This window comes from Shewanella sp. WE21 (genome assembly GCF_002966515.1).
GTDB classification, from domain to species: Bacteria; Pseudomonadota; Gammaproteobacteria; order Enterobacterales; family Shewanellaceae; genus Shewanella; species Shewanella oncorhynchi.
In genome coordinates this window covers 1,277,320-1,296,580 of sequence record NZ_CP023019.1, presented here as the reverse complement: position 1 = coordinate 1,296,580, position 19,261 = coordinate 1,277,320, and the positions used below count along the sequence as shown (strand labels likewise).

Genomic DNA, 19,261 nt, shown 5'->3' with positions numbered 1-19,261 from the left:
ATAAATAATGCGTTGCTATCTTAGACCTCAACATATTCAAGCGATCAGTTTCGATCTCGACGATACCCTGTACGACAATCTGCCGCATATTTTAAATGCCGAGGCAGAGCTGGCGACGTTTTTGTTGCAGACTTATCCATTATCGCAGGCGTGGCAACCCCATGATTGGCGCAGGCTAAAACTGCAACTTTTGCAGCAAAATCGTGAGCTCGCCCACGACACTAGCGCAGCCCGTTTAGCTACGCTTCGCCAAGGTCTAATACAATTAGGGTATTCGGCGACTGAAGCTGAACGCGGCGCCGAGCAAGGATTAGCATGCTTTTATTTTTACCGCAGCCATTTCCAAGTGTCTGACGAAGTGCTCTTATTACTCAATCGCTTATCGCAGCATTTTAGATTAGTCGGGATCACCAATGGCAATGTGGACGCAGAGCGGATTGGTTTAGGGGAAACTTTCGAGTTTGTGTTGCATCCAGGTAATGGCGTGCATATGAAACCCGCTAAAGACATGTTCGAATTAGCTTGCTCGCGGTTAAAGATTGCACCGCAACATTTACTGCATGTTGGCGACAGCATGAATGCCGACGTTCGTGGTGCTCGATTGGCGGGGTGCCAGTCTGTGTGGCTAAATCCCAGTTTTGGTCGAGTCGATTCCTTACCGATAGCCGCCTTGTTGCCCCATTTAGAAATTGCCTCCCTCGAGGCTTTGACAAAAGTATTGGCTATCGACGTAAACTAACTTAGCGTGCATTTTTTATCTGTATCTTTGGGTGATTGAGATCAAGGTTTGCCAGCCAAATTTGCACTAAAGTTAAGTTTTATATCACTAAAGTCACTGACTAAGGCTATTTTATGGCGCGTATCGGGTTGTTATTACTGCTCACTTTATGTTGGATCGCGCCGGTATCGGCCCATGAGATCCATTCAGGTGGCGGTTTCATGTCGGGTTTTAATCATCCCGTATTGGGCTTCGATCACTTGCTGGCTATGTTGAGTGTGGGCATGTTGAGCACCCAGCTCGGTGGCCGCGCGATTTGGACTGTCCCCTTAGCATTTGTCACCTTTATGTTAGTGGGCGGGATTTTAGGCTTATACGCCATTGCCGTTCCCTTTGTTGAAATTGGTATCGCCCTTTCTGTATTGTTGCTCGGCCTTGCTATCGCCTTCGACCGTCAAATTCCGCTGTTATTTGCCATGGCCTTTGTGGGCGTATTCGCGATTTTTCATGGTCACGCCCACGGCGCTGAAATGCCAGAATTAGCAAGTCCGGTCTTGTATGCCCTAGGGTTTTTATTTGGTACAGCAGTCATCCATTTAGGCGGCGTAATGATAGGCCTTGGAATGCAGCGGATGACAGGGCAACGCAATTTAATGCGCGTTACTGGCGTGGCGATTGCGGCCATGGGCGGCTATCTATTAGCAGGTTTTTAAAGTAATAACAGGACGTTAGATTTACTGGATTAACGCGCCTTGAGTTGCTTCATGCAAAGATGGGCGCGGCGTAGCAGTAGATTGACTTGCCGACGGCTTGCATGCATGTCGGCATCTCCCACCCTAAAATAACTTCCAGTGTAGGGATCGCTGCCTACGTAGATAGGTTTTAGCTGCTCAGGCGCCAGCGGTACGCGGATACGAATCAGCTTTTTATTCATAATTTCAATAATCTGCACATCTGAAATCGCTAAAAGATTGTGACTAGTGCGACTCGGGTCATCGAGTATTTCCCAAAATTCTTGCAAGACGGGAAGCGGGTTGGGAATGCCTTCAATACTGAAATGGCCACGTTCTTCCCGTACCCCTAGGATGATTTCGCCACCCAAAGTGTTAGCAAAAGAGCTATAAGTAGCCCAAATGTCTTCGGGTAATTGACCTTGGCCATCGCGGCCACCTGCGAGTTTAAATTCTACTTGGGCCGATTCGTGCAAATTGGCAATATCATCGAGTGCAAATGATTGAAATGTCATGGCAGCTTATCCGTCAGCGACACATGACTTGTTGTAGCACGTCAACAATTGAAAGGCCAGACTTAGGTCTGGCCTCAAGGTTAAGCGGAAAATCTGTAATTTGGAGCCGCTACGGGATAAACATTTAATCAATTATTGAGTCAGACCCAATGCCTTAGGAAAAAGAATATTGTTTTCTAAGTGAATATGCTGATGTAAGTCCGCCTCAAATTCCGCCAGAGTGGCATAACAAACACGCCATGTAGTGCACGCATATTCAGGTGGTGTGAAGTCGTTAGTGAGCTCGTGTAATTTTTGCAAAATCAAACCGACTTCTTCATGCTCATGTTGCATCGCATTGATGGGGTTGCCAATATGGCCAAAGCAAGCCTCAACCTGCTCTCCATGACTCATGGCGCGGATCGCCGGAAACAGTATTTTTTCTTCCTTCATTAAATGTGGCATTAAGTCTTCAACTAAGGCTCGTACCCAACCCGCAAAGGGAACGATTTCGGCATAGTGCTCACCGTGAGCGCGAATCATCTTTTCGGAATATTCGACTAATAAAGGGGCTTTTTCGCGCACGTATTGATGGTGCGTTGATTCTATATATTCGATAAGTTGATCTAAGGGTAATTGATTTAATTCATCTTCTTTGCTACCGGTAAGTGTTGCGGCATTCAGCGCAGCAACCACTTTTGCGGGATCTACATCTGCACGCTCACAGGCGACCACCAGTGATTTACCCCCGCCACAACAAAAATCGATACCAAATTGACTAAACACATGTGCGCGGCGAAAGTCTTCTGCCACTAGTTCACCTATTTTTCGTTCTAGCCAATGATTGTGTTGAGAATTAAACCCATGGGGTGGGAGTTGTGCATCTTTTGAGACAGAAGTAGCAGACATGAGTAGCTCCAGAGCAGCAATAAATTTACATTCATATTATTTGCAGCTTTAGATTATGGCAACTAATCCTGACTAAAACACTCAGGATTTGCCGATGATGTCACAGTTAGATGAGCGAAATATCTCTTAAGGAGTAGGAAGAGCTGACTTAGTTTGGATGTAGCAAATTTACACTCGGGATTATTAATATGAGTTGATATTGCTGCTGGAATGGTTAGAGCGATGTGAGGGGTTTTGTTTATTATTATATTTTGGACTCAGTGAGGTGTTGCAGACCCCGTAGTTGGCTGAACAGCATATGATTATAATCAACTGCTAATAGTTCGAGGGATGAGTGTTCTCCTGAGATATTCTTGGGCTGCCCAAACACTGGGTAGACTAAGCCTTACTGCCATAACTAAAGTCCAGTATGAGCCTTGAATTTGCTTCAATTTTCATCATTAACGAAACACAACTGAACGAGCAACTTTAGATTAATTTTCATTAGAAAGGGATAAGGCTTACTGTTTTAACAAGGGAGATACGATGCTATCAACATCCCTAATCAAAGCGCTGATGCTCTTATACGTAACCACCTTCCATCGGCAAATATTAAATGTTAGGCCAGTTGCGTTAGCATGCTCAGCAGTTTTATTCATTGTTAACTTCAGTGGTCTAGTTCTTCTTTTACTTCGCTAATTTTTGGTTAAGTTTATCTATTCGTTTTTCATAATTATCTGTCCAGCCTTGCTTTAGAGCTTGTTTAGAGAGCTTTAATGCACCTTCAATATTGCCTTCTTTCTCAAGAATAATTGCTAACTGCTTGTAGCCTGTATGGGAGGGCAGCATTTGAAGTTCATCATAATAAGGATCTTTAATTCCCGTTATGTTCTGTAGTTTTTTTAGTTCTTTAGGTTTTTCGATATGACAAAATTTTTTGACCAACTTACTAGAGATAGATATTTGCATTAAGCAGAATTCTTTGGCTTTTTCATAATGTTCTGGGGCTGTTCTCAATGAGTAGTGATGCTTGATAAGTGATGCAAGGGCTAGGTGCACATCAATCAGGTTACTATCAGGTGCCGTATGACACTGGAGTAACTCGTTTTCTACTTTGGTTTGGAGAATATGCTTTGCTTCATCACCAGCAATGTAAGAAAGAGTAAGTAAAAGACTTAGTTTACCGAATCCATTGTTAGAGTCAGTTTTATCTAAATCTTGGTATAGGTAGGGAGTTTCGCCAATTGGTAAGCCCATAGGACGATAGTCGTTAGCAACTTGGTTTCTTTGACTTGCAGTTAGAGCTTGAAGCCACCATTCCTTAAGCTGATACTTATCTAACAAGTCCATAAAATCACCCTATTCAAGTGTGAAGGTGGGATACGAATTTCGATATAGCTCAAGTTGTTTGTTCATTGCGTTGAATAATAGTTCTTCCCCCATGAACATACACAGCAGCCTTTGATAAATGCACTCTATAAAGATTACGAGTACTGGGCAAGTAAGATAAATTCTAATACGAGTAGATCACTAACTGTGGGTTCAGGAGTGGGTTCAAAATGTAAAAAGGGTTAATCATTTCTGATTAACCCTTTTTAATACAACAGCTTAATCCTTGTTGATTAATTCATGCCGTATTTTTTCAATTTTTTACGCAGAGTACCACGGTTGATACCTAGCATGTTTGCTGCGCGGGTTTGGTTGCCACGAGTGTGTTGCATGATGATGTCAAGCAGAGGCGCTTCAACTTCGCTTAGCACCATTTCATAAACTTCTTGTGCTTCCTGACCGTCCAACTGTGCGAAGAAGTTAGTTACGGCACGCTTGACGGCGTCACGTAATAACTGGGGCTTGATAGTGCCGTTTGCTGTTTCGATTTTGCCAACGGTAAGCTGGTGAACTTCTGTGTTAGTTGTCTGATCAAACATTCTATTCTGCTCTTTATTAATTCTGTACTAATTCATCAAAATAACATTCCACGAGGGAATACTGTTCTGCAGCGGTTTCCAGCCGATTAAAGTCAGCCCTAAATTGGCGCTGAGCTTCTTGGTCTAGGTACCATCCCATATGTTTTCTGGCGAAGCGGATACCCTTGTATTCACCATATAAGTCATACAGTTTGGTGAGGTGTTCCAGCATCACTTGACGCTGTTCGGCAACCTCAATGGGCGCTAGCTTATTACCCGTTTCCAAGTAGTGCTGGATTTCTCTGAAAATCCAAGGCCGTCCTTGAGCACCCCGTCCTATCATCAAGGCATCGGCACCAGTGTATTCCAGCACAAAGCGGGCTTTCTCCGGACTGTCGATGTCCCCATTGGCGACAACAGGAATCGAGACATTCTGTTTGATTGCTTTGATCGTGTCGTACTCGGCGTTGCCTCTGTACATACATTGTCTCGTGCGGCCGTGAACGGCGAGCGAGGCTATGCCACAATCCTCTGCAATCTGGGCGATTTGAACACCATTCTTGTGCTCTGGCTCCCAGCCGGTGCGAATCTTTAACGTGACAGGCACGTTCACTGCGGCGACCACGGCTTGTAAAATCTCTTTTACCAGCGGTGGATTTTGCATTAGCGCCGAGCCTGCCAGCTTTTTATTCACTTTTTTCGCCGGGCAACCCATGTTGATATCAATGATGTGAGCACCTTGTTCGACATTGAACAAAGCGGCTTGCGCCATTAAATCAGGATCAGCCCCTGCAATTTGCACTGAGCGGATGCCTTCCTCGCCAGAATGCGTCATGCGCTGGCGGCTTTTATCTGTATCCCAAACCTCGGGATTGGATGAAAGCATCTCGGAAACCGCTAAGGCTGCGCCATAACGAAGACAAAGATTGCGGAAGGCTTGATCGGTGACACCTGCCATTGGTGCCACGATCAGCTGATTGTTCAGTTGATAGGGTCCAATCTGCATTTTATGTTTCACCTTAGCTCTTCAAAGGGGCGCTATAGTAGCCCTTTTTGTTGGCCGTGAAAAGGTCAATAAATGACCTAGAGGTAATTTTTTTTCTTGACTTTTAATTGACGAGAAGTCAGAGGCCAAATTGTTGGAAGCCAGCGGTGGCGCATGTTGCGCCACCCTTTAGCGCTATTTACGCTTACCTGTCAAGCGGCTCCAATCTTCTTTGTGAGCCGCTGCGTCCATATCGAACCATTGGCTATAAAAGTCAGAGATTTCTTGGGCTTGTTCTTTGAGGAGACCGGAAAGGGCAAGTTTGCCACCGGTTTTTACGCGTTCTGCGATCAAAGGCGCTAATTCACGCAGTGGACCGGCAAGAATGTTAGCGACCAGTACGTCGGCTTTGAGATCGGCGGGTTGGTCTTCTGGCAAGTACAAGGCTAGCTTGTCGGCGACATCATTGCGCTCGGCGTTGGCACGTGAGGCGTCTATGGCTTGATAGTCGATATCGATACCTGTGACTTTTTTCGCGCCCAGTTTCAGTGCGGCTACGGCTAAGATGCCTGAACCACAGCCAAAATCGATCACTTCTTCATCGCTTAAATCTAAGCTGTCTAGCCACTCTAAACACAGTGCTGTCGTGGGATGAGTGCCAGTACCGAAGGCAAGACCCGGATCTAAGATCACATTGACTGCGGTTGGATCAGGGATTTCGCGCCAGCTTGGGCAGATCCATAAACGTGTGCCAAATTGGATGGGGTGGAAGTTATCCATCCATTCGCGTACCCAGTCTTTATCTTCAATTTGTTCGACTTTATGGCTGAAGTTCTCACCGAGGAAAGGCAAGGTTTTCAGCATGGCGATGGTCGGTGTTAGATCGGTTTCTGCATCGAATAAGGCCACTACCACGGTATCGCGCCACAGTGGGGTTTCGCCTAATTTAGGTTCAAAAATAGGGGTATCTTTACCGTCTTCGAAGGTGATAGAGACTGAACCTTCTTCCATGAGCAAGTCGCTGATGGTTTCAGCGTCATCGCTATTGGTGTTTATACGGAGTTGGATCCAAGGCATGGGGGCATCCTGTGACTGAGTGTTCATAAACTAAGGGTTCAAAATATCGCGGTATTGTATACCCAAACTATCCCAAAATGCAGGATGTAGGGGGAATTTAAAGCGCTTTAGGTAAGGTCGTTTGGTTATCACTAGGCTTTAGGTTCGACGACTGGCTATCCTGGTATTACGCTTTTGTCTATACAGACAAGGGGTTAGCTGGCGGGTATGGATTGGTGTTAAAAAACGAATTGTCAGTTTCATTATTTGATATAACACTATGAAAAGTATTGGTTAATTGGTTTTACCTTTGTTTGGTTTTGATACGTTTTTTGTGATCATCTTCTAAGAGTTTAACTCCGTCAGGTGAGTTGGCTCACGCTTTAAATCTGTGACACTCAAGCCTGATTTGAGTTGCTGCTATGGTGTAGTTTGCCAAGAGGTGCCAACGATAAACGACATAGGTTAATTCAAGATGACAAGCATAACTCGAGTTCACAATAGGGTGAGTACACCGCTAGGTCATCCTTGGTCGGCTAAGGCTGATAGGCTGCAGAGTGCGACAGGGATTATGCTTGGCAGCTTTTTACTATTACACATGCATTTTGAATCGAGTATTTTGCTGGGTAAAGAGGCTTTTTATCGGGTCGTTCAGTTGCTTGAAGGTGGAATGTTTAGCAGCACAGGACATGGCTTTCCTATAGTCACTAAAGTGTTTTCAGTGTTTATGCTATTGGTGGTGATAGTACATGCCGCGGTGGCGCTACGGCGTTTTCCGGCGCAGCTAGGGCAATGGCGAGCCCTGCGTTCGCACATGGGGAATATCAAGCATAAGGATACCCATGCGTGGTTTTGGCAATTGATCACTGGCTTTATCTTATTTTTCCTCGTTCCTGTTCACCTCTTCACTATGATTTTGAATCCTGAAATTGGCCCGCATTTATCGGCTGAGCGGGTTTATCACGATAACGCTTGGTTGCTGTATGCGTTGTTACTTCCCGCTGTAGTGGTACACGCCATGATTGGTCTCTATCGCGTAGCGGTAAAGTGGGGCTTAACCACTCAGCGCTCAGGCCTGCGAAAACTTGCTAAGGTGCTGATTATTTACTTGCTATGTCTTGGTACTGCGAGCCTTGTTTCATATCTATTTATCGGTAGCGAGCTCGGTATTCCTGTGCAGCCCTTCGTACCTGAGTAGGCCTTAAGCTAGCAGCAGGATTTTGTTTCACTGCTATTATTAAGCATTAGGTTAATTATTCAGCACTCAATTGATCTGGCTTACGTTTTCGTGTGGATGTGTGAGCGATATTAGTTTGCGATAAGACTTAATGAGATTGGCTCGATAAGGTCAACGGCGTGAGGCGATAGGATGGCGATCAAATTAAATATTAAAAAATGGAGTGCTTGGCTGGATTTAAGCCAGAGTTTGTCAGGGGTAATACTCGCAGTCTTTTTGTGGACCCACTTAGTGTTAGTGTCATCGATTTTATTGGGTGCGGATGCCATGAGTTGGGTGGCATGCACCATGGAGCTGAGTTTTCTGTCCGCTGATGGACACGGTTATCCTTGGGTAGTGACTTGTATTGCCATTGGTATTGCCATTTTGACGTTAGTGCACGTGTTAGTGGCATTGCAAAAATTACCCATGAGTCTGCGTCAGCAAAGGGCTCTGCGCCAACAAATGCAAGTGATCAACCACAGCGATACTCGCTTGTGGCGCTGGCAAGCCATTACTGGTGTAGTGATTTTACTGCTGTTGCCTGTGCATTTGTGGCTTATTGGCTCGGCTCCCGAAACCATTGGCCCTCAGGGAAGCGCCGATCGTATTTGGAATCAAGGTGTCTGGATGGTGTATCTGCCTTTACTGCTCACTGTGGAGTTACATGCAGCAATTGGCATTTACCGTGTGGCTTTGAAATGGGGCGCGGCGCGGGATCTCAACAACCGCAGTCGATTACGTAAGATCAAGACCATAGTGAGCATGCTATTTGTCTCTGTTGGTGTTGCCTCACTTTTGGCATTTTTACCCTACGCGAGTTAATTCCGCTTTTAATCAATGATTAAGTTAATCAGTGAATAGAATGTCGAACATAAAAAAACAGCACAAAACAATAGACCCCATTAAGGAGCAGGCGTGAAACTGATTTATACCGATTCATTGGTGGTAGGAGCTGGGCTCGCGGGCTTAAGGGTCGCTATCGCTTCGAAAGAGCGTGGGCTTGACACTTTAGTTCTGTCACTCATTCCTGCAAAACGTTCCCACTCTGCTGCCGCTCAAGGAGGGATGCAGGCGAGTTTAGGCAATGCCGTTAAGGGAATGGGCGATGATGAGGATGTGCATTTTCAAGATACGGTAAAAGGTTCCGACTGGGGCTGCGATCAAGATGTCGCACGGATGTTTGCCCATTGTGCACCTAAGGCAGTACGTGAACTGGCCAATTGGGGCGTACCTTGGTCTCGGGTGACTGCTGGCCCAAGAGAAGTGATAGTCAATGCGCAAAAAGTCACGCTACATGAGGCGCAGGAAGCCCATGGATTGATTAATGCGCGGGACTTTGGCGGCACTAAAAAATGGCGCACTTGTTATACCGCCGATGGTACAGGTCATTCGCTGTTATACGCTATGGATAACAAAGCGATTTCCATGGATATTCCCGTCCATGAACGTATCGAAGCCTTGGCACTTATTCACGATGGTAAGCGTTGCCATGGCGTGATTGCTCGTTGTTTGATTACGGGTGAACTTAGAGCCTATGTGGCTAAGTCCACTACGATAGCTACTGGTGGTTATGGCCGAATTTATGAAGTGTCGACCAATGCGATCATCTGCGAAGGTATTGGCCAAGCGTTGGCATTGGAAACGGGCGTGGCAAGGCTTGGCAATATGGAGGCGGTACAATTCCATCCCACTGCCATTGTACCCGTGGGCATTTTAACAACGGAAGGGTGCCGTGGTGATGGCGGCTTATTGCGCGATAAAGACGGTTATCGCTTTATGCCTGACTATGAGCCCGATAAAAAGGAGTTGGCATCGCGGGATGTCGTATCGCGTCGCATGACCGAACATATACGTAAAGGTAAGGGCGTCGATAGCCCTTATGGCCCCCACCTGTGGCTAGATATTACCCTTTTAGGTCGCAAGCATATTGAAACGAATCTTAGGGAAGTGCAGGAAATTTGTGAGAATTTCCTTGGCATCGATCCCGCTAAAGATTGGATCCCTGTACGCCCAACTCAGCATTATTCTATGGGCGGTATTCGGACTAATGCCACTGGTGAAAGTCCGCAGCTTAAAGGCTTATTTAGCGTAGGTGAGGCGGCTTGTTGGGACATGCACGGCTTTAACCGTTTAGGCGGTAATTCGTTGGCCGAAACCGTGGTTGGCGGCATGATTATTGGTAAATATGTCGCCGATTTTTGTGAGAACAATAGCCTTGAGATCGACACTCAGCTTGCTGAACGGTTTATGCAGCAGGTGCAGAGTGAAATCGATGTGCTGGTCGAGGGTGATGGTCACGAGAGCGCCTTTGAACTCATGCGCGAAATGCAGCGCATCATGATGGATTATGTGGGGATTTTCCGTAATGGCCCCGAGCTTGAAAAAGCGGTTGCCGAGCTAAAAGTGTTGCTCGAGCGTTCGCGTAAACTCGGACTTAAGTGTAAAAAGCGTCACGCCAATCCCGAGTTAGTTGAAGCCCTGCGGGTCAAGCGTATGCTAAAAGTGGCGCTAACCGTAGCCTGCGGGGCCGCAGCGCGAACAGAGAGTCGTGGTGCCCATGCTCGCGAGGATTATCCGCAGCGAAATGATCGAGACTGGCTGAATCGCACCCTGGCCAGCTGGCCGGATCCCGAGGCACTCGAACCTGTGCTTAACTACGAAGCACTCGATGTGATGAAGATGGAACTCCCGCCGGGTTATCGTGGTTATGGCATCAACAACGCCATAGTGCATCCCGATACCGAAAAGCGTGAACAGCAAATTGCCGAGATTTTAGCTGAGCTAGGTGATGATGCTGACCGTTATCAAAGGCAGCGGGCTCTTATGCCCTTTGAATTACCCGAGAGCTTACAACCCAATAATGAACGTTTAAGTGATACTTTAAAAAGTCCATCTGCCAATGCGTTAGGAGAAAAATCATAATGAGCCAAGGTCGCCAGTTAACCTTTAATATCTTTCGTTATGATCCGCAGGAGCCAAACGATAAGCCGAAAATGGTGCGTTATCAGCTTACCGAAACGCCGGGGATGACGGTATTTATCGCCCTTAATAAACTCAGGGAAGAACAAGACACTTCATTGCAGTTCGACTTTGTTTGTCGTGCTGGCATCTGTGGTAGCTGCGCTATGGTGATCAACGGTTTCCCGACGCTAGCTTGCCGCACCTTAACGGCCAAATACCCTAAGGGCGAAATCACCTTAATGCCGCTGCCAGGTTTTGAGTTGATTGGTGATCTCTCGGTTAATACTGGTAAGTTTATGCGGGAACTGGCCGAACGCTTAAAGCTGTGGTTACACCCTAAGGCCAATGATATAAGCGTGCATCGGCTTGAAGATCCTATGGATCCAGATGAAGCTGCGCGTTTGTATGAGCTAGAGCGCTGTGTTGAATGTGGCGTGTGTGTTTCTGCCTGTGCGACTAAACAAATGCGTGAAACTTTTGTCGGCGCTGTGGGCATGATGAAAATAGCTCGTTTTGAGATGGACAGCCGTGACGCTCGTACTGCCGAGGATTTTTACCATGTGATTGGCAATCAGGATGGCGTGTTTGGCTGCATGACTTTACTCGGCTGCCAAGACAACTGTCCTAAGGATTTGCCACACATGCAGCAAATCGCGTATTTACGCCGCAAGATGGCCATGACTTTGATTCGATAAGTGATAAATGATGAAAAGCGCCAACGTGTTTGGCGCTTTTTTGTTGATTAGCAGGCGTAGCTTTTGTGAATGTCAGCTCGATTGATTATGTCTGCGGTTTGAGTGACGAATGCTTGAAAGTGCGTACTCGCCATATGTTCATCCAGTGCGGCTTGGGATTGCCAAATTTCGTACATCCAGAAGATATTTTCATCATCTAATGAGTGATGCAGTTTATATTCGATGCAGCCAGCCTCGGTATGAGTGTCTGTCACGAGTTGCTTGAGTATTTTAAATAGCGTATCGCTTTGGCCTTGATTCGCTATGATTTGGGCAAATACTGTTATTTTCATTGGTTAAAACCTTCTAAAACAATTTTACCGATCGCTTTGCCAGACTCTATCTGAGCGTGAGCTTTGATTAAGTTTTGGGCATTAATGGTGCCGTAGTGTTCACCGAACGTACTCTGTAACTCGCCTGTATCGATAAGGGCGCTTAAGCGGTTGAGTAAGTGATGTTGCGCAATCATATCCTCGGTCTGATATAGGCTGCGGGTAAACATCAGTTCCCAGTGTAAGGATAAGCTTTTACGCTTAAGTTTCATCACATCTAATGGCCCCTTAGGATCATCGATTAATGCTAGTTTTCCTTGTGGCTTAAGCACTTGTACTATTTCATCAAAATGTTGATCTGTTTGGGTTAAGCTAATCACATGGGTCACATCAGTAATGCCAATATTCGCAAGTTCCTGTGAAAGTGGCTTGGTGTGGTCGATAACAGCATCGGCACCAAGTTTGTGCACCCAAGCGGCGGATTCTGGACGAGATGCAGTGCCTATCACTTCTGCACCTGTGAGTTTTACTGCAAGCTGAGTGATGATTGAACCCACACCGCCGGCCGCACCGATAATTAAAATACGGGCGTCAGTTGCCGAACCATCTTGGGGTAAAGCTAAACGGTCGAATAAAATCTCCCATGCCGTAATCCCCGTTAAAGGTAATGCCGCGGCTTGGTTATAGGTTAAACTTTTAGGTTTATGGCCGACAATTCGCTCATCAACCAATTGATATTCTGCATAACTTCCGCTGCGACTGATATCGCCCGCATACCACACTTCATCGCCAACGTTGAAAAGACAGGCTTTCTCACCAACGGCTTTGACGACACCGACCGCATCCCAGCCGATAATTTTGTATTCGCCTGCAGGTGCAGAGCTAGATGCACGGATTTTTGTATCAACCGGATTGACAGAAATGGCTTTGATTTCCACTAAAAGGTCAAAACCTGTCGCCGTTGGCTCGGCTAGCGTGATGTTTTCTAATGCATTGGGCGCTGTGAGTGCACCTGCTGTCTGGTAACCAATGGCTTTCATGTTTATTCCTCTGGGTGTACTTGCTGGAGTCTACTTGTTTGAGTGTACTTGTATCGTGTAGCCATTGTGTGGAATATTAGCTAAGAGATAAACAGGATAAAGTTTGTAATTTTTTCAAAGGATTTTTGATAATCATGCTAATTAATGATTTAGCTTTGTTCGTGCGAGTCGCTGATTGCGGCAATATATCTGCCGCAGCAGCCGAGATGGATATCTCGGCTGCTTCTGCCAGTGCAGCAATAAAACGGCTTGAGAAACAGCTCGATACTAGTTTATTTATCCGCACGACACGCAGCTTACGTTTGACTGTGCAAGGTGAACGTTATCTTATTCATTGCCGACGTGCGCTAAGCGATTTAGCGCTTGGCGAACAAGCTATCGCCAGTGATAAAGGTAAAATATCCGGCACCTTAAGCCTGTCGGTTTCTTCAGACTTTGGCCGTAATCTTTTTGTGCCTTGGCTCGACGAGTTTTTGCTCGATTTCCCTCAACTGCAAGTTCGCTTGCACCTTGGCGACAATATCAGCAGTTTTTATCACGATAAAATTGATGTCGCCGTGCGCTATGGAAAACCGCAGGATTCTAACCAAGTGGCTTTCCCTATCTGCAGTGTTGATCGTGTCTTGTGCGCCTCACCTGAATATCTCGCTAAGTTTGGTGCGCTTGATTCATTAGAACAACTAGTCGAGCATAATTGCTTGTTTTATAAGTTGGATGATCGCACCCACGATCAATGGCTATTTAGGCGTGATGGTCAAGAATTCAAAGTGCGTGTCACGGGCAATCGTAGTGCTAATGATGCCGAGATTGCCCGCCGTTGGGCTGTGGCTGGCAAAGGGTTGGTATTTAAGTCGAGTCTAGATCTGGCCGATGACTTAATCTCAGGGCGATTAGTACGTTTGTTGCCTGAGTATAAGGGGGAACCCGTCGATTTATACTTAGTGTGCCCAGGGCGCGAACATGTCACTCCCGTGGTGTTACTGCTTCGCGAAATGTTACGTCAACGTTGTAAAGAGTTGCAAATGCAGTTGGCGGCTCGTCATATTCTCCCACAACACCCTTAAGCAATTGCATTATGGTGGTATATGTAAATAAGCGCACTGCATGTTGTTATTTATTTATAAATAAAGTTTTCTAAATTGTTTTTCTTGGTGGGCTTAGTTGTTGCTCATTGTGTTTTTTTATGTTTAATTTTTCTGGTTTTTTCTGATCTAACTCATATTTATTTTAATTTAATATGAGTTAGCTCTTGTGTGAGTTGTAAATATTTTTTGTTCGTGCGTATGATGCAACAGATGTATCTTTTTGTATCTTTGGCTGTGATGTCGCAGTGGAGATTATTTATAGCATGACGTATTGACGAGCAATGTTAACGAAATTAGCCATAAAAAAATATCTAAAAATACCAAAGCGTTTTCTTTTCGCTGTGGGTGAGTGGCTGATATTTGGAATATTATGGGTGAGATCACCTGTGAATATTGCCGCGTTGTCTGATTCTTGTGTTATTAAAAATAATTATTTATCAATGGCTTCAGTGTTGGAGTTTCACTGTGAACCTGTTAGCCATCAGTCAATAGTAATAGTTGGTGAATATAGCGCTCCCCTTTGGACTGGGTTTGCCCAAACGGATTTTGAAAGCATATTTTGGGGAGCGTCTTTTTTCATTTTTTTTGGTTTTATTTATTTCGTCTTAACCATATTTATACGTAGTTATATTACTAATATAGAAAACTATTATTCAGTTTTACTTAATTGGATGAAATCAATTCAAGCAAGTACATCCTAGCGTTAAATAGAGCGCATGCTCACTATCAAGATTTTTCATTAAAAATATAAATCAAGGTTTTATTATGCAACCAACGAATAATCAATATTATTCGTCGATTTCTCGTCGACGAAATAAATGGTCTGTGCTTTTCTGCGTGCAAGTGATGCTGGCCAGTTTCTCCTTTGTCGGTCAAGCATTGGCCGTCAATGAATTTGAGCTAGCAACGGATGCACAAGCAGCAAAATGGTCTGGCTACGTTAATGTGGGTTTTACGCGAAACATTTATGACTCGGAAAGTTATTACGCCTATCAAGCCTACAACATCGATAGCCGTATCGATTACAAGGCAAATTGGGGCAATGTGCTGTTTACCCTTGGGGGTGAAAAGCAAACACTACATGGCAAAGAGTCCAGTTTTTATGATCCTTTGCTGGAGTACCGCACGCCACTGTATGCCTTAACCGATACCGTCTCATTGAAAGGCAGTTTAGGTGTGTATCTGCCCGCAGAATGTGAATCAAAACTAGATAGGTTGCAATATGCGCCGCGCATTGCCGCGTACTTATTTTGGAGCCCGCTAGATAACCTAAGTTTTTATTTTTCACCGCGCTATCGCTACAACGCTTACCAATACAAAACCGCTGGTGAACGCGTGTTAGTTGAACAGCAACTCGATGGATTACTCGATGCTTATTGGCAAATAACGGCCAATTGGTATTTGGATATCAGTGGTCGTTATCGGATTTCCAAAAACTATTACGGTCGTCGACTCGATGATCAATTTACCTTTGCCCAAGAACTTGGCTGGTCGTTTAAGCCTGATTGGGTGTTGGCTGTTGGTCACAACAATAGTGGTCGTTTCTATAACCCAGAAGTGGGGACATCTCAGGGATTTGAGATTTATGACAAAAAGAGTTCAACCTTTTATTTGTCAATTACTAAATATCTATAAAAACAGTAGTTAAGAGGAATCTATGAAGAAGTCCATGCTATGTCTGGCGATCACCAGTGCACTGACCCTTGTGGGGTGTGGTGCCGGCGATGAGCCTTATAAAGAACTCCCGAAAGATGAAAAGCAAGTCACCACTGCCGACATCGATAAAGCAACTGAGCGGCAATATCTCTACATTCGCAGCGTGGGTAAGGCTCCGCGTTATGCTGCCGAGGTGCGAGGTTTTACCCAAGGTGATCCTAAGTTGGTGACCTTGCATAAAACAGAGAATGGTATCCAAGTACGTCAAATTGACCGAGATAATATCGGACTAGGCCATGACAGTCGTTATCCTAATGAGTATAACCAAGCGCCAGTGTTAACCATTCCTGGCGAATATATCGACTTTAAATGTACCGAAGATAAATGGCGTGAGTGCGTTAACGTTGAGCAAGTTAATACAGATGCTAATTTAACATGGCAGGATAAGCGCTATTTTGTCCCTGATTTTGCCAAAGCCAAAATTGCCGAGTTGAGCATTAATGACATTTTCACCTTTGGAGAATGCGTTACTGAAACAGAAGCCCCGCGTCTAGTGAATACTCAAGGCCAAAAAGGCTATGAGATGGATTTAGCTAAGGGCGTGGTTAACTTTGAAATTGAGCATACCTATCAAGCTTCACCAAGTTGCTTTAACCAATTTTACGGTGGCAACCTCGACAACCTATCCTTTACGACCACCGAGTTTATTTCGATTGTGGCGGTGGATCAGTTAGCCAGTAAAGACTATCAAGCGATTCCCTATGCCGAAAATGAAAAGGGCGCATTTGGTTTCTTTACCTCCTCCCATACCTATCGTGATGCTACTGATTCTGAGGGCGTTGACGGGTATGTGCGAACTTACTTGAATCGCTTCAATCCGGCCAAATCGGAACTGACTTATTACCTGAGTAATAATTTCTACGATGCGAAAAATAAACCCTTTTTGGATGCTGCCATTGAGTCTGTTACGGCAATTAACATTCAAAACAAGCTGTATAAAACCGGTTTTCCACAGATAAAACTTGAGCAAGCCAACGATAAACGCCATGGCGACCTACGTTATAGCAACATCACTTTATTCGATGAGCCTTTGGATAATGGTTTGGCGGGTTATGGTCCATCAGCGGCAAACCCGCTAACAGGTGAAATTGTTAGTGCGCGAGTCAATCAATACAGCTCGAATCTAAAACAAGGCGCAGTACGTTACTATCGCCAAGTGCGTTTAGATTATAACAGAGGCAAATTGGACGCGAATTCAGTGACGTCGTTAACGGGTGAGCCATATGTCGCTCGTTTGGACAAGCCTGATGTCAGCCTAGATAACGTGCCTGTTGAGGCAGCATTTGAGCAACCCACTCAGCAACTTATCGCTGCACCCAAATCGATGTTATTAACTCCCAAGGATAATAGTTTCGATGCCTTAGCGGATTTTGATGAAAAAACACAAGCGTTTTGGTCTGAAAACTCAATGATGCATGTGGATACCGTGTTTGCTACGGGTGGTAGTGATCGTGAATTACCTCGCGGCATCAAAGGTCATGAAATTGACTGGAAAAAAGCTGAAATGTGGGTTGATGGCAAAGTGGGCGGTAAGTTAGCGGCATTTGAAGATCTGCCCATAAGTTTACAAGACTCCTTAACGACAGCCCTAGCCGCGCAAGCATTTGCTGGCACCTTAACCCATGAGTTAGGACATACCTTTGGCTTAAGGCATAACTTTGCTGGGAGTCGCGACCACGACAATACCTTTAACCAAGCGCAACTGACGGAGTTAAAAGTCGCCTTTAGCGATGCGGGTTACCCAGAAATTACCGTTAATGCCGAGTTTTCCAGCCAAATGGATTACAACGTGAATCGGTTTGCGACCACGTTTGAACCCTATGACTTAGCCGCGTTACGTTTTGGTTATGCCCGTGAAGTAGAAACGAAGGCCAACGAATTTGTGTCGCTCAAAGCGGAAGATGTCAAACGCCGTGACGAACTCGCCAAAGGGGTTGTTAATGGAGATACTCGATTTGGTGTGCTCTATAACATTGAGCAAAACAATAGCCTACGTCAGTATTCTTACTGCACTGATGAACATGTGTCCCTTAACAGCAACTGTAATCGTGGTGATGCAGGTAAAAACTTAGATGATATTAATCAGTTCTATATCGAGAAGTATTTTGATAGCTACGAGACCATGAACTTACGCCATAATCGTCAATCTTTATTTGAAGATCATAGCCTAAGTTACGCCATTAATCGTAAAGCTCAGTTTGATGAAATACGTCAATTCATTGAAGATGTGAGCTTTTTCGAGCAATTATTTGGTCTATCTGAAAACTTTTTCGCTGGTGAATGCGAACGATTGGCGGCGGCAGGTAGCGAGGCTTGGTATTGCGCGAATCAGCGGGCGATGAATCAGTCGGCAGATTTCTTCCTTAAGCTGGTGGGAGAAAATGATGCGACCCTCGATGTGACATACAAGCAAGCCGATGGCAGCGTGGCCTTAAGACAGCAGTACAATTTTGGCAAAGTGCTTGAACAATATCGTTTTAAAAGCGGCGATATGAAGGCGAAGTTTGAGCCAGGTGAGGTGATAAGTCAGTTCTCTGATTCTCCTGAAGCCTTGAAAGAGCTGATCATTAAATCGCAAATTAATCCTAAATTTCAGGATTTATTAACGGCGGATGTCAGCTTTTCGGGTCGCTTACTCAACGGTATTAAAACGCCTGCATCCTCACCTAACCATCCCTATGTGAATGAGCGCGACGTCTTGGGGGTGTGGCCAGATAAATTGTTAGCCGTGAGAGCCTTAGTATCACGTACCACCCCACGTAGTACATCGAGTCTTGGTTATAAAGCATTGGTTGATTTACCTAATGTGGGTCCGGTGTTCAAAGATATGTTGTGTAAGATGACCATGGGCGAAGGCCCAGGGCTGACTCGTGGTAATGCACCCCTCTTTACCGAAAGCTGTGGCGTGAGTGGTAAGCTCGATAGCTATTTGCCTTATTACACTGATTTTGCGCAACAAAGTATTGAGCCATTACCTAATTATGACCGTTCGGTATCACGTTACTTCCAATTCGATACTGTTAACGGGCAGCCAAAAGGTAAGAGTAATTTACTGCAGATGATATTACGCCAAGTGGTGCTTGCATCCGTTGACAGTGATTATCAAGGCGAGCAAAAAGCTAGGGTATGGCGTGAATATGTTGGTATTCGTTTAGCTGGCCCAGCATTGGCTACTCAAGCAGAAGTGACGGTAAATGGCCGAGTGTACGCGGCAACCGCAGAAAACACCTTAGCACTCGCGCTGATTAACCGAATTAAAGAGATGGAAACCTTTAAGGCGCAAGCCGGGGAGGCCACGCTTGCCATCAAGTTAAACAATGGCACAGTAGGGGAGATCATTGATAGCCAGCTAAGTCGAGATCAGTTAGTGCTCAGTTACTTACCTGTACTTGATTAAGTCACTTGAATCAAGATTAGCCGCACCCGCGGCTTTTTTAATACATAAACAAAAGGCC

Annotated in this window: 18 protein-coding genes; 10 read left to right on the top strand and 8 right to left on the bottom strand. The window is 45.2% G+C overall.

What is annotated here, in order from left to right; all coding sequences use genetic code 11:
• Nucleotides 1–7: 7 nt before the first annotated feature.
• A complete protein-coding gene (locus tag CKQ84_RS05565; RefSeq protein ID WP_105250433.1) occupies nucleotides 8–739 on the top strand; it encodes an HAD-IA family hydrolase in 732 nt (243 codons plus the stop codon).
• Between the two features lie 113 nt (nucleotides 740–852).
• Nucleotides 853–1,431, top strand: coding sequence for a HupE/UreJ family protein (locus CKQ84_RS05560; protein ID WP_105250432.1), 579 nt, complete (start codon nucleotides 853–855; stop codon nucleotides 1,429–1,431).
• 29 nt (nucleotides 1,432–1,460) lie between these two features.
• Here CKQ84_RS05560 and CKQ84_RS05555 read toward each other — a convergent pair whose 3' ends face one another.
• The 6 genes from CKQ84_RS05555 to prmA form a co-directional block, all read right to left on the bottom strand.
• Nucleotides 1,461–1,964: a helix-turn-helix domain-containing protein gene (locus tag CKQ84_RS05555; protein WP_105250431.1), complete on the bottom strand. Its 504-nt coding sequence runs from the start codon at nucleotides 1,962–1,964 to the stop codon at nucleotides 1,461–1,463.
• 132 nt (nucleotides 1,965–2,096) lie between these two features.
• Entirely contained in the window at nucleotides 2,097–2,852 is a 756-nt protein-coding gene (gene ric, locus CKQ84_RS05550; RefSeq protein WP_105250430.1) for an iron-sulfur cluster repair di-iron protein, read from the bottom strand.
• A 666-nt stretch (nucleotides 2,853–3,518) separates the two neighbouring features.
• Entirely contained in the window at nucleotides 3,519–4,181 is a 663-nt protein-coding gene (locus CKQ84_RS05545) for a hypothetical protein (protein WP_105250429.1), read from the bottom strand.
• A gap of 272 nt (nucleotides 4,182–4,453) precedes the next feature.
• Nucleotides 4,454–4,759 carry a DNA-binding transcriptional regulator Fis gene (gene fis / locus CKQ84_RS05540; protein WP_006083371.1) on the bottom strand — a complete coding sequence of 102 codons (306 nt, stop codon included), beginning with the start codon at nucleotides 4,757–4,759 and terminating at the stop codon, nucleotides 4,454–4,456.
• A gap of 16 nt (nucleotides 4,760–4,775) precedes the next feature.
• Nucleotides 4,776–5,744 carry a tRNA dihydrouridine synthase DusB gene (gene dusB / locus CKQ84_RS05535; protein ID WP_105250428.1) on the bottom strand — a complete coding sequence of 323 codons (969 nt, stop codon included), beginning with the start codon at nucleotides 5,742–5,744 and terminating at the stop codon, nucleotides 4,776–4,778.
• Between the two features lie 174 nt (nucleotides 5,745–5,918).
• Complete coding sequence (gene prmA, locus CKQ84_RS05530) at nucleotides 5,919–6,800, bottom strand: 50S ribosomal protein L11 methyltransferase (protein ID WP_105250427.1); 882 nt, start codon at nucleotides 6,798–6,800, stop codon at nucleotides 5,919–5,921.
• A 454-nt stretch (nucleotides 6,801–7,254) separates the two neighbouring features.
• Here prmA and CKQ84_RS05525 point away from each other — a divergent pair, with 454 nt between their 5' ends.
• The 4 genes from CKQ84_RS05525 (at nucleotide 7,255) to CKQ84_RS05510 (ending at nucleotide 11,654) form a co-directional block, all read left to right on the top strand.
• A complete protein-coding gene (locus CKQ84_RS05525) occupies nucleotides 7,255–7,977 on the top strand; it encodes a fumarate reductase cytochrome b subunit (RefSeq protein ID WP_105250426.1) in 723 nt (240 codons plus the stop codon).
• Between the two features lie 171 nt (nucleotides 7,978–8,148).
• The gene (locus CKQ84_RS05520) at nucleotides 8,149–8,820 is read left to right on the top strand and encodes a fumarate reductase cytochrome b subunit (protein ID WP_105250425.1); all 672 of its coding nucleotides are present in this window, start codon (nucleotides 8,149–8,151) and stop codon (nucleotides 8,818–8,820) included.
• A gap of 93 nt (nucleotides 8,821–8,913) precedes the next feature.
• Nucleotides 8,914–10,920 carry a fumarate reductase flavoprotein subunit gene (locus tag CKQ84_RS05515; RefSeq protein WP_105250424.1) on the top strand — a complete coding sequence of 669 codons (2,007 nt, stop codon included), beginning with the start codon at nucleotides 8,914–8,916 and terminating at the stop codon, nucleotides 10,918–10,920.
• Nucleotides 10,920–11,654: a fumarate reductase iron-sulfur subunit gene (locus CKQ84_RS05510; RefSeq protein ID WP_105250423.1), complete on the top strand. Its 735-nt coding sequence runs from the start codon at nucleotides 10,920–10,922 to the stop codon at nucleotides 11,652–11,654. Before CKQ84_RS05515 ends, CKQ84_RS05510 begins: the two co-directional genes overlap by 1 nt.
• A gap of 47 nt (nucleotides 11,655–11,701) precedes the next feature.
• Here the strand turns inward: CKQ84_RS05510 and CKQ84_RS05505 are convergent, their stop codons facing one another.
• Complete coding sequence (locus CKQ84_RS05505) at nucleotides 11,702–11,986, bottom strand: putative quinol monooxygenase (protein ID WP_105250422.1); 285 nt, start codon at nucleotides 11,984–11,986, stop codon at nucleotides 11,702–11,704.
• On the bottom strand, nucleotides 11,983–13,005 hold the full coding sequence (locus CKQ84_RS05500) for a zinc-binding alcohol dehydrogenase family protein (protein WP_105250421.1): 1,023 nt from the start codon (nucleotides 13,003–13,005) through the stop codon (nucleotides 11,983–11,985). The genes CKQ84_RS05505 and CKQ84_RS05500 overlap by 4 nt, the downstream gene beginning before the upstream one ends.
• A 134-nt stretch (nucleotides 13,006–13,139) precedes the next feature.
• On the opposite strand from CKQ84_RS05500, the gene CKQ84_RS05495 reads away from it, so the two are divergent.
• The 4 genes from CKQ84_RS05495 to CKQ84_RS05480 all read left to right on the top strand — a co-directional run bounded on the left by CKQ84_RS05495 (nucleotide 13,140) and on the right by CKQ84_RS05480 (nucleotide 19,203).
• Nucleotides 13,140–14,069 (top strand): LysR family transcriptional regulator, encoded by a 930-nt coding sequence (locus CKQ84_RS05495; RefSeq protein WP_105250420.1) that lies wholly within the window; start codon nucleotides 13,140–13,142, stop codon nucleotides 14,067–14,069.
• Nucleotides 14,070–14,371: 302 nt separating this feature from the next.
• Nucleotides 14,372–14,791 (top strand): hypothetical protein, encoded by a 420-nt coding sequence (locus tag CKQ84_RS05490; RefSeq protein WP_105250419.1) that lies wholly within the window; start codon nucleotides 14,372–14,374, stop codon nucleotides 14,789–14,791.
• 64 nt (nucleotides 14,792–14,855) lie between these two features.
• On the top strand, nucleotides 14,856–15,725 hold the full coding sequence (locus tag CKQ84_RS05485) for a hypothetical protein (RefSeq protein ID WP_105250418.1): 870 nt from the start codon (nucleotides 14,856–14,858) through the stop codon (nucleotides 15,723–15,725).
• A 22-nt stretch (nucleotides 15,726–15,747) separates the two neighbouring features.
• Nucleotides 15,748–19,203, top strand: a complete 3,456-nt coding sequence (locus CKQ84_RS05480; RefSeq protein ID WP_105250417.1) for a zinc-dependent metalloprotease — start codon at nucleotides 15,748–15,750, stop codon at nucleotides 19,201–19,203.
• The last annotated feature ends 58 nt before the right edge of the window (nucleotides 19,204–19,261 follow it).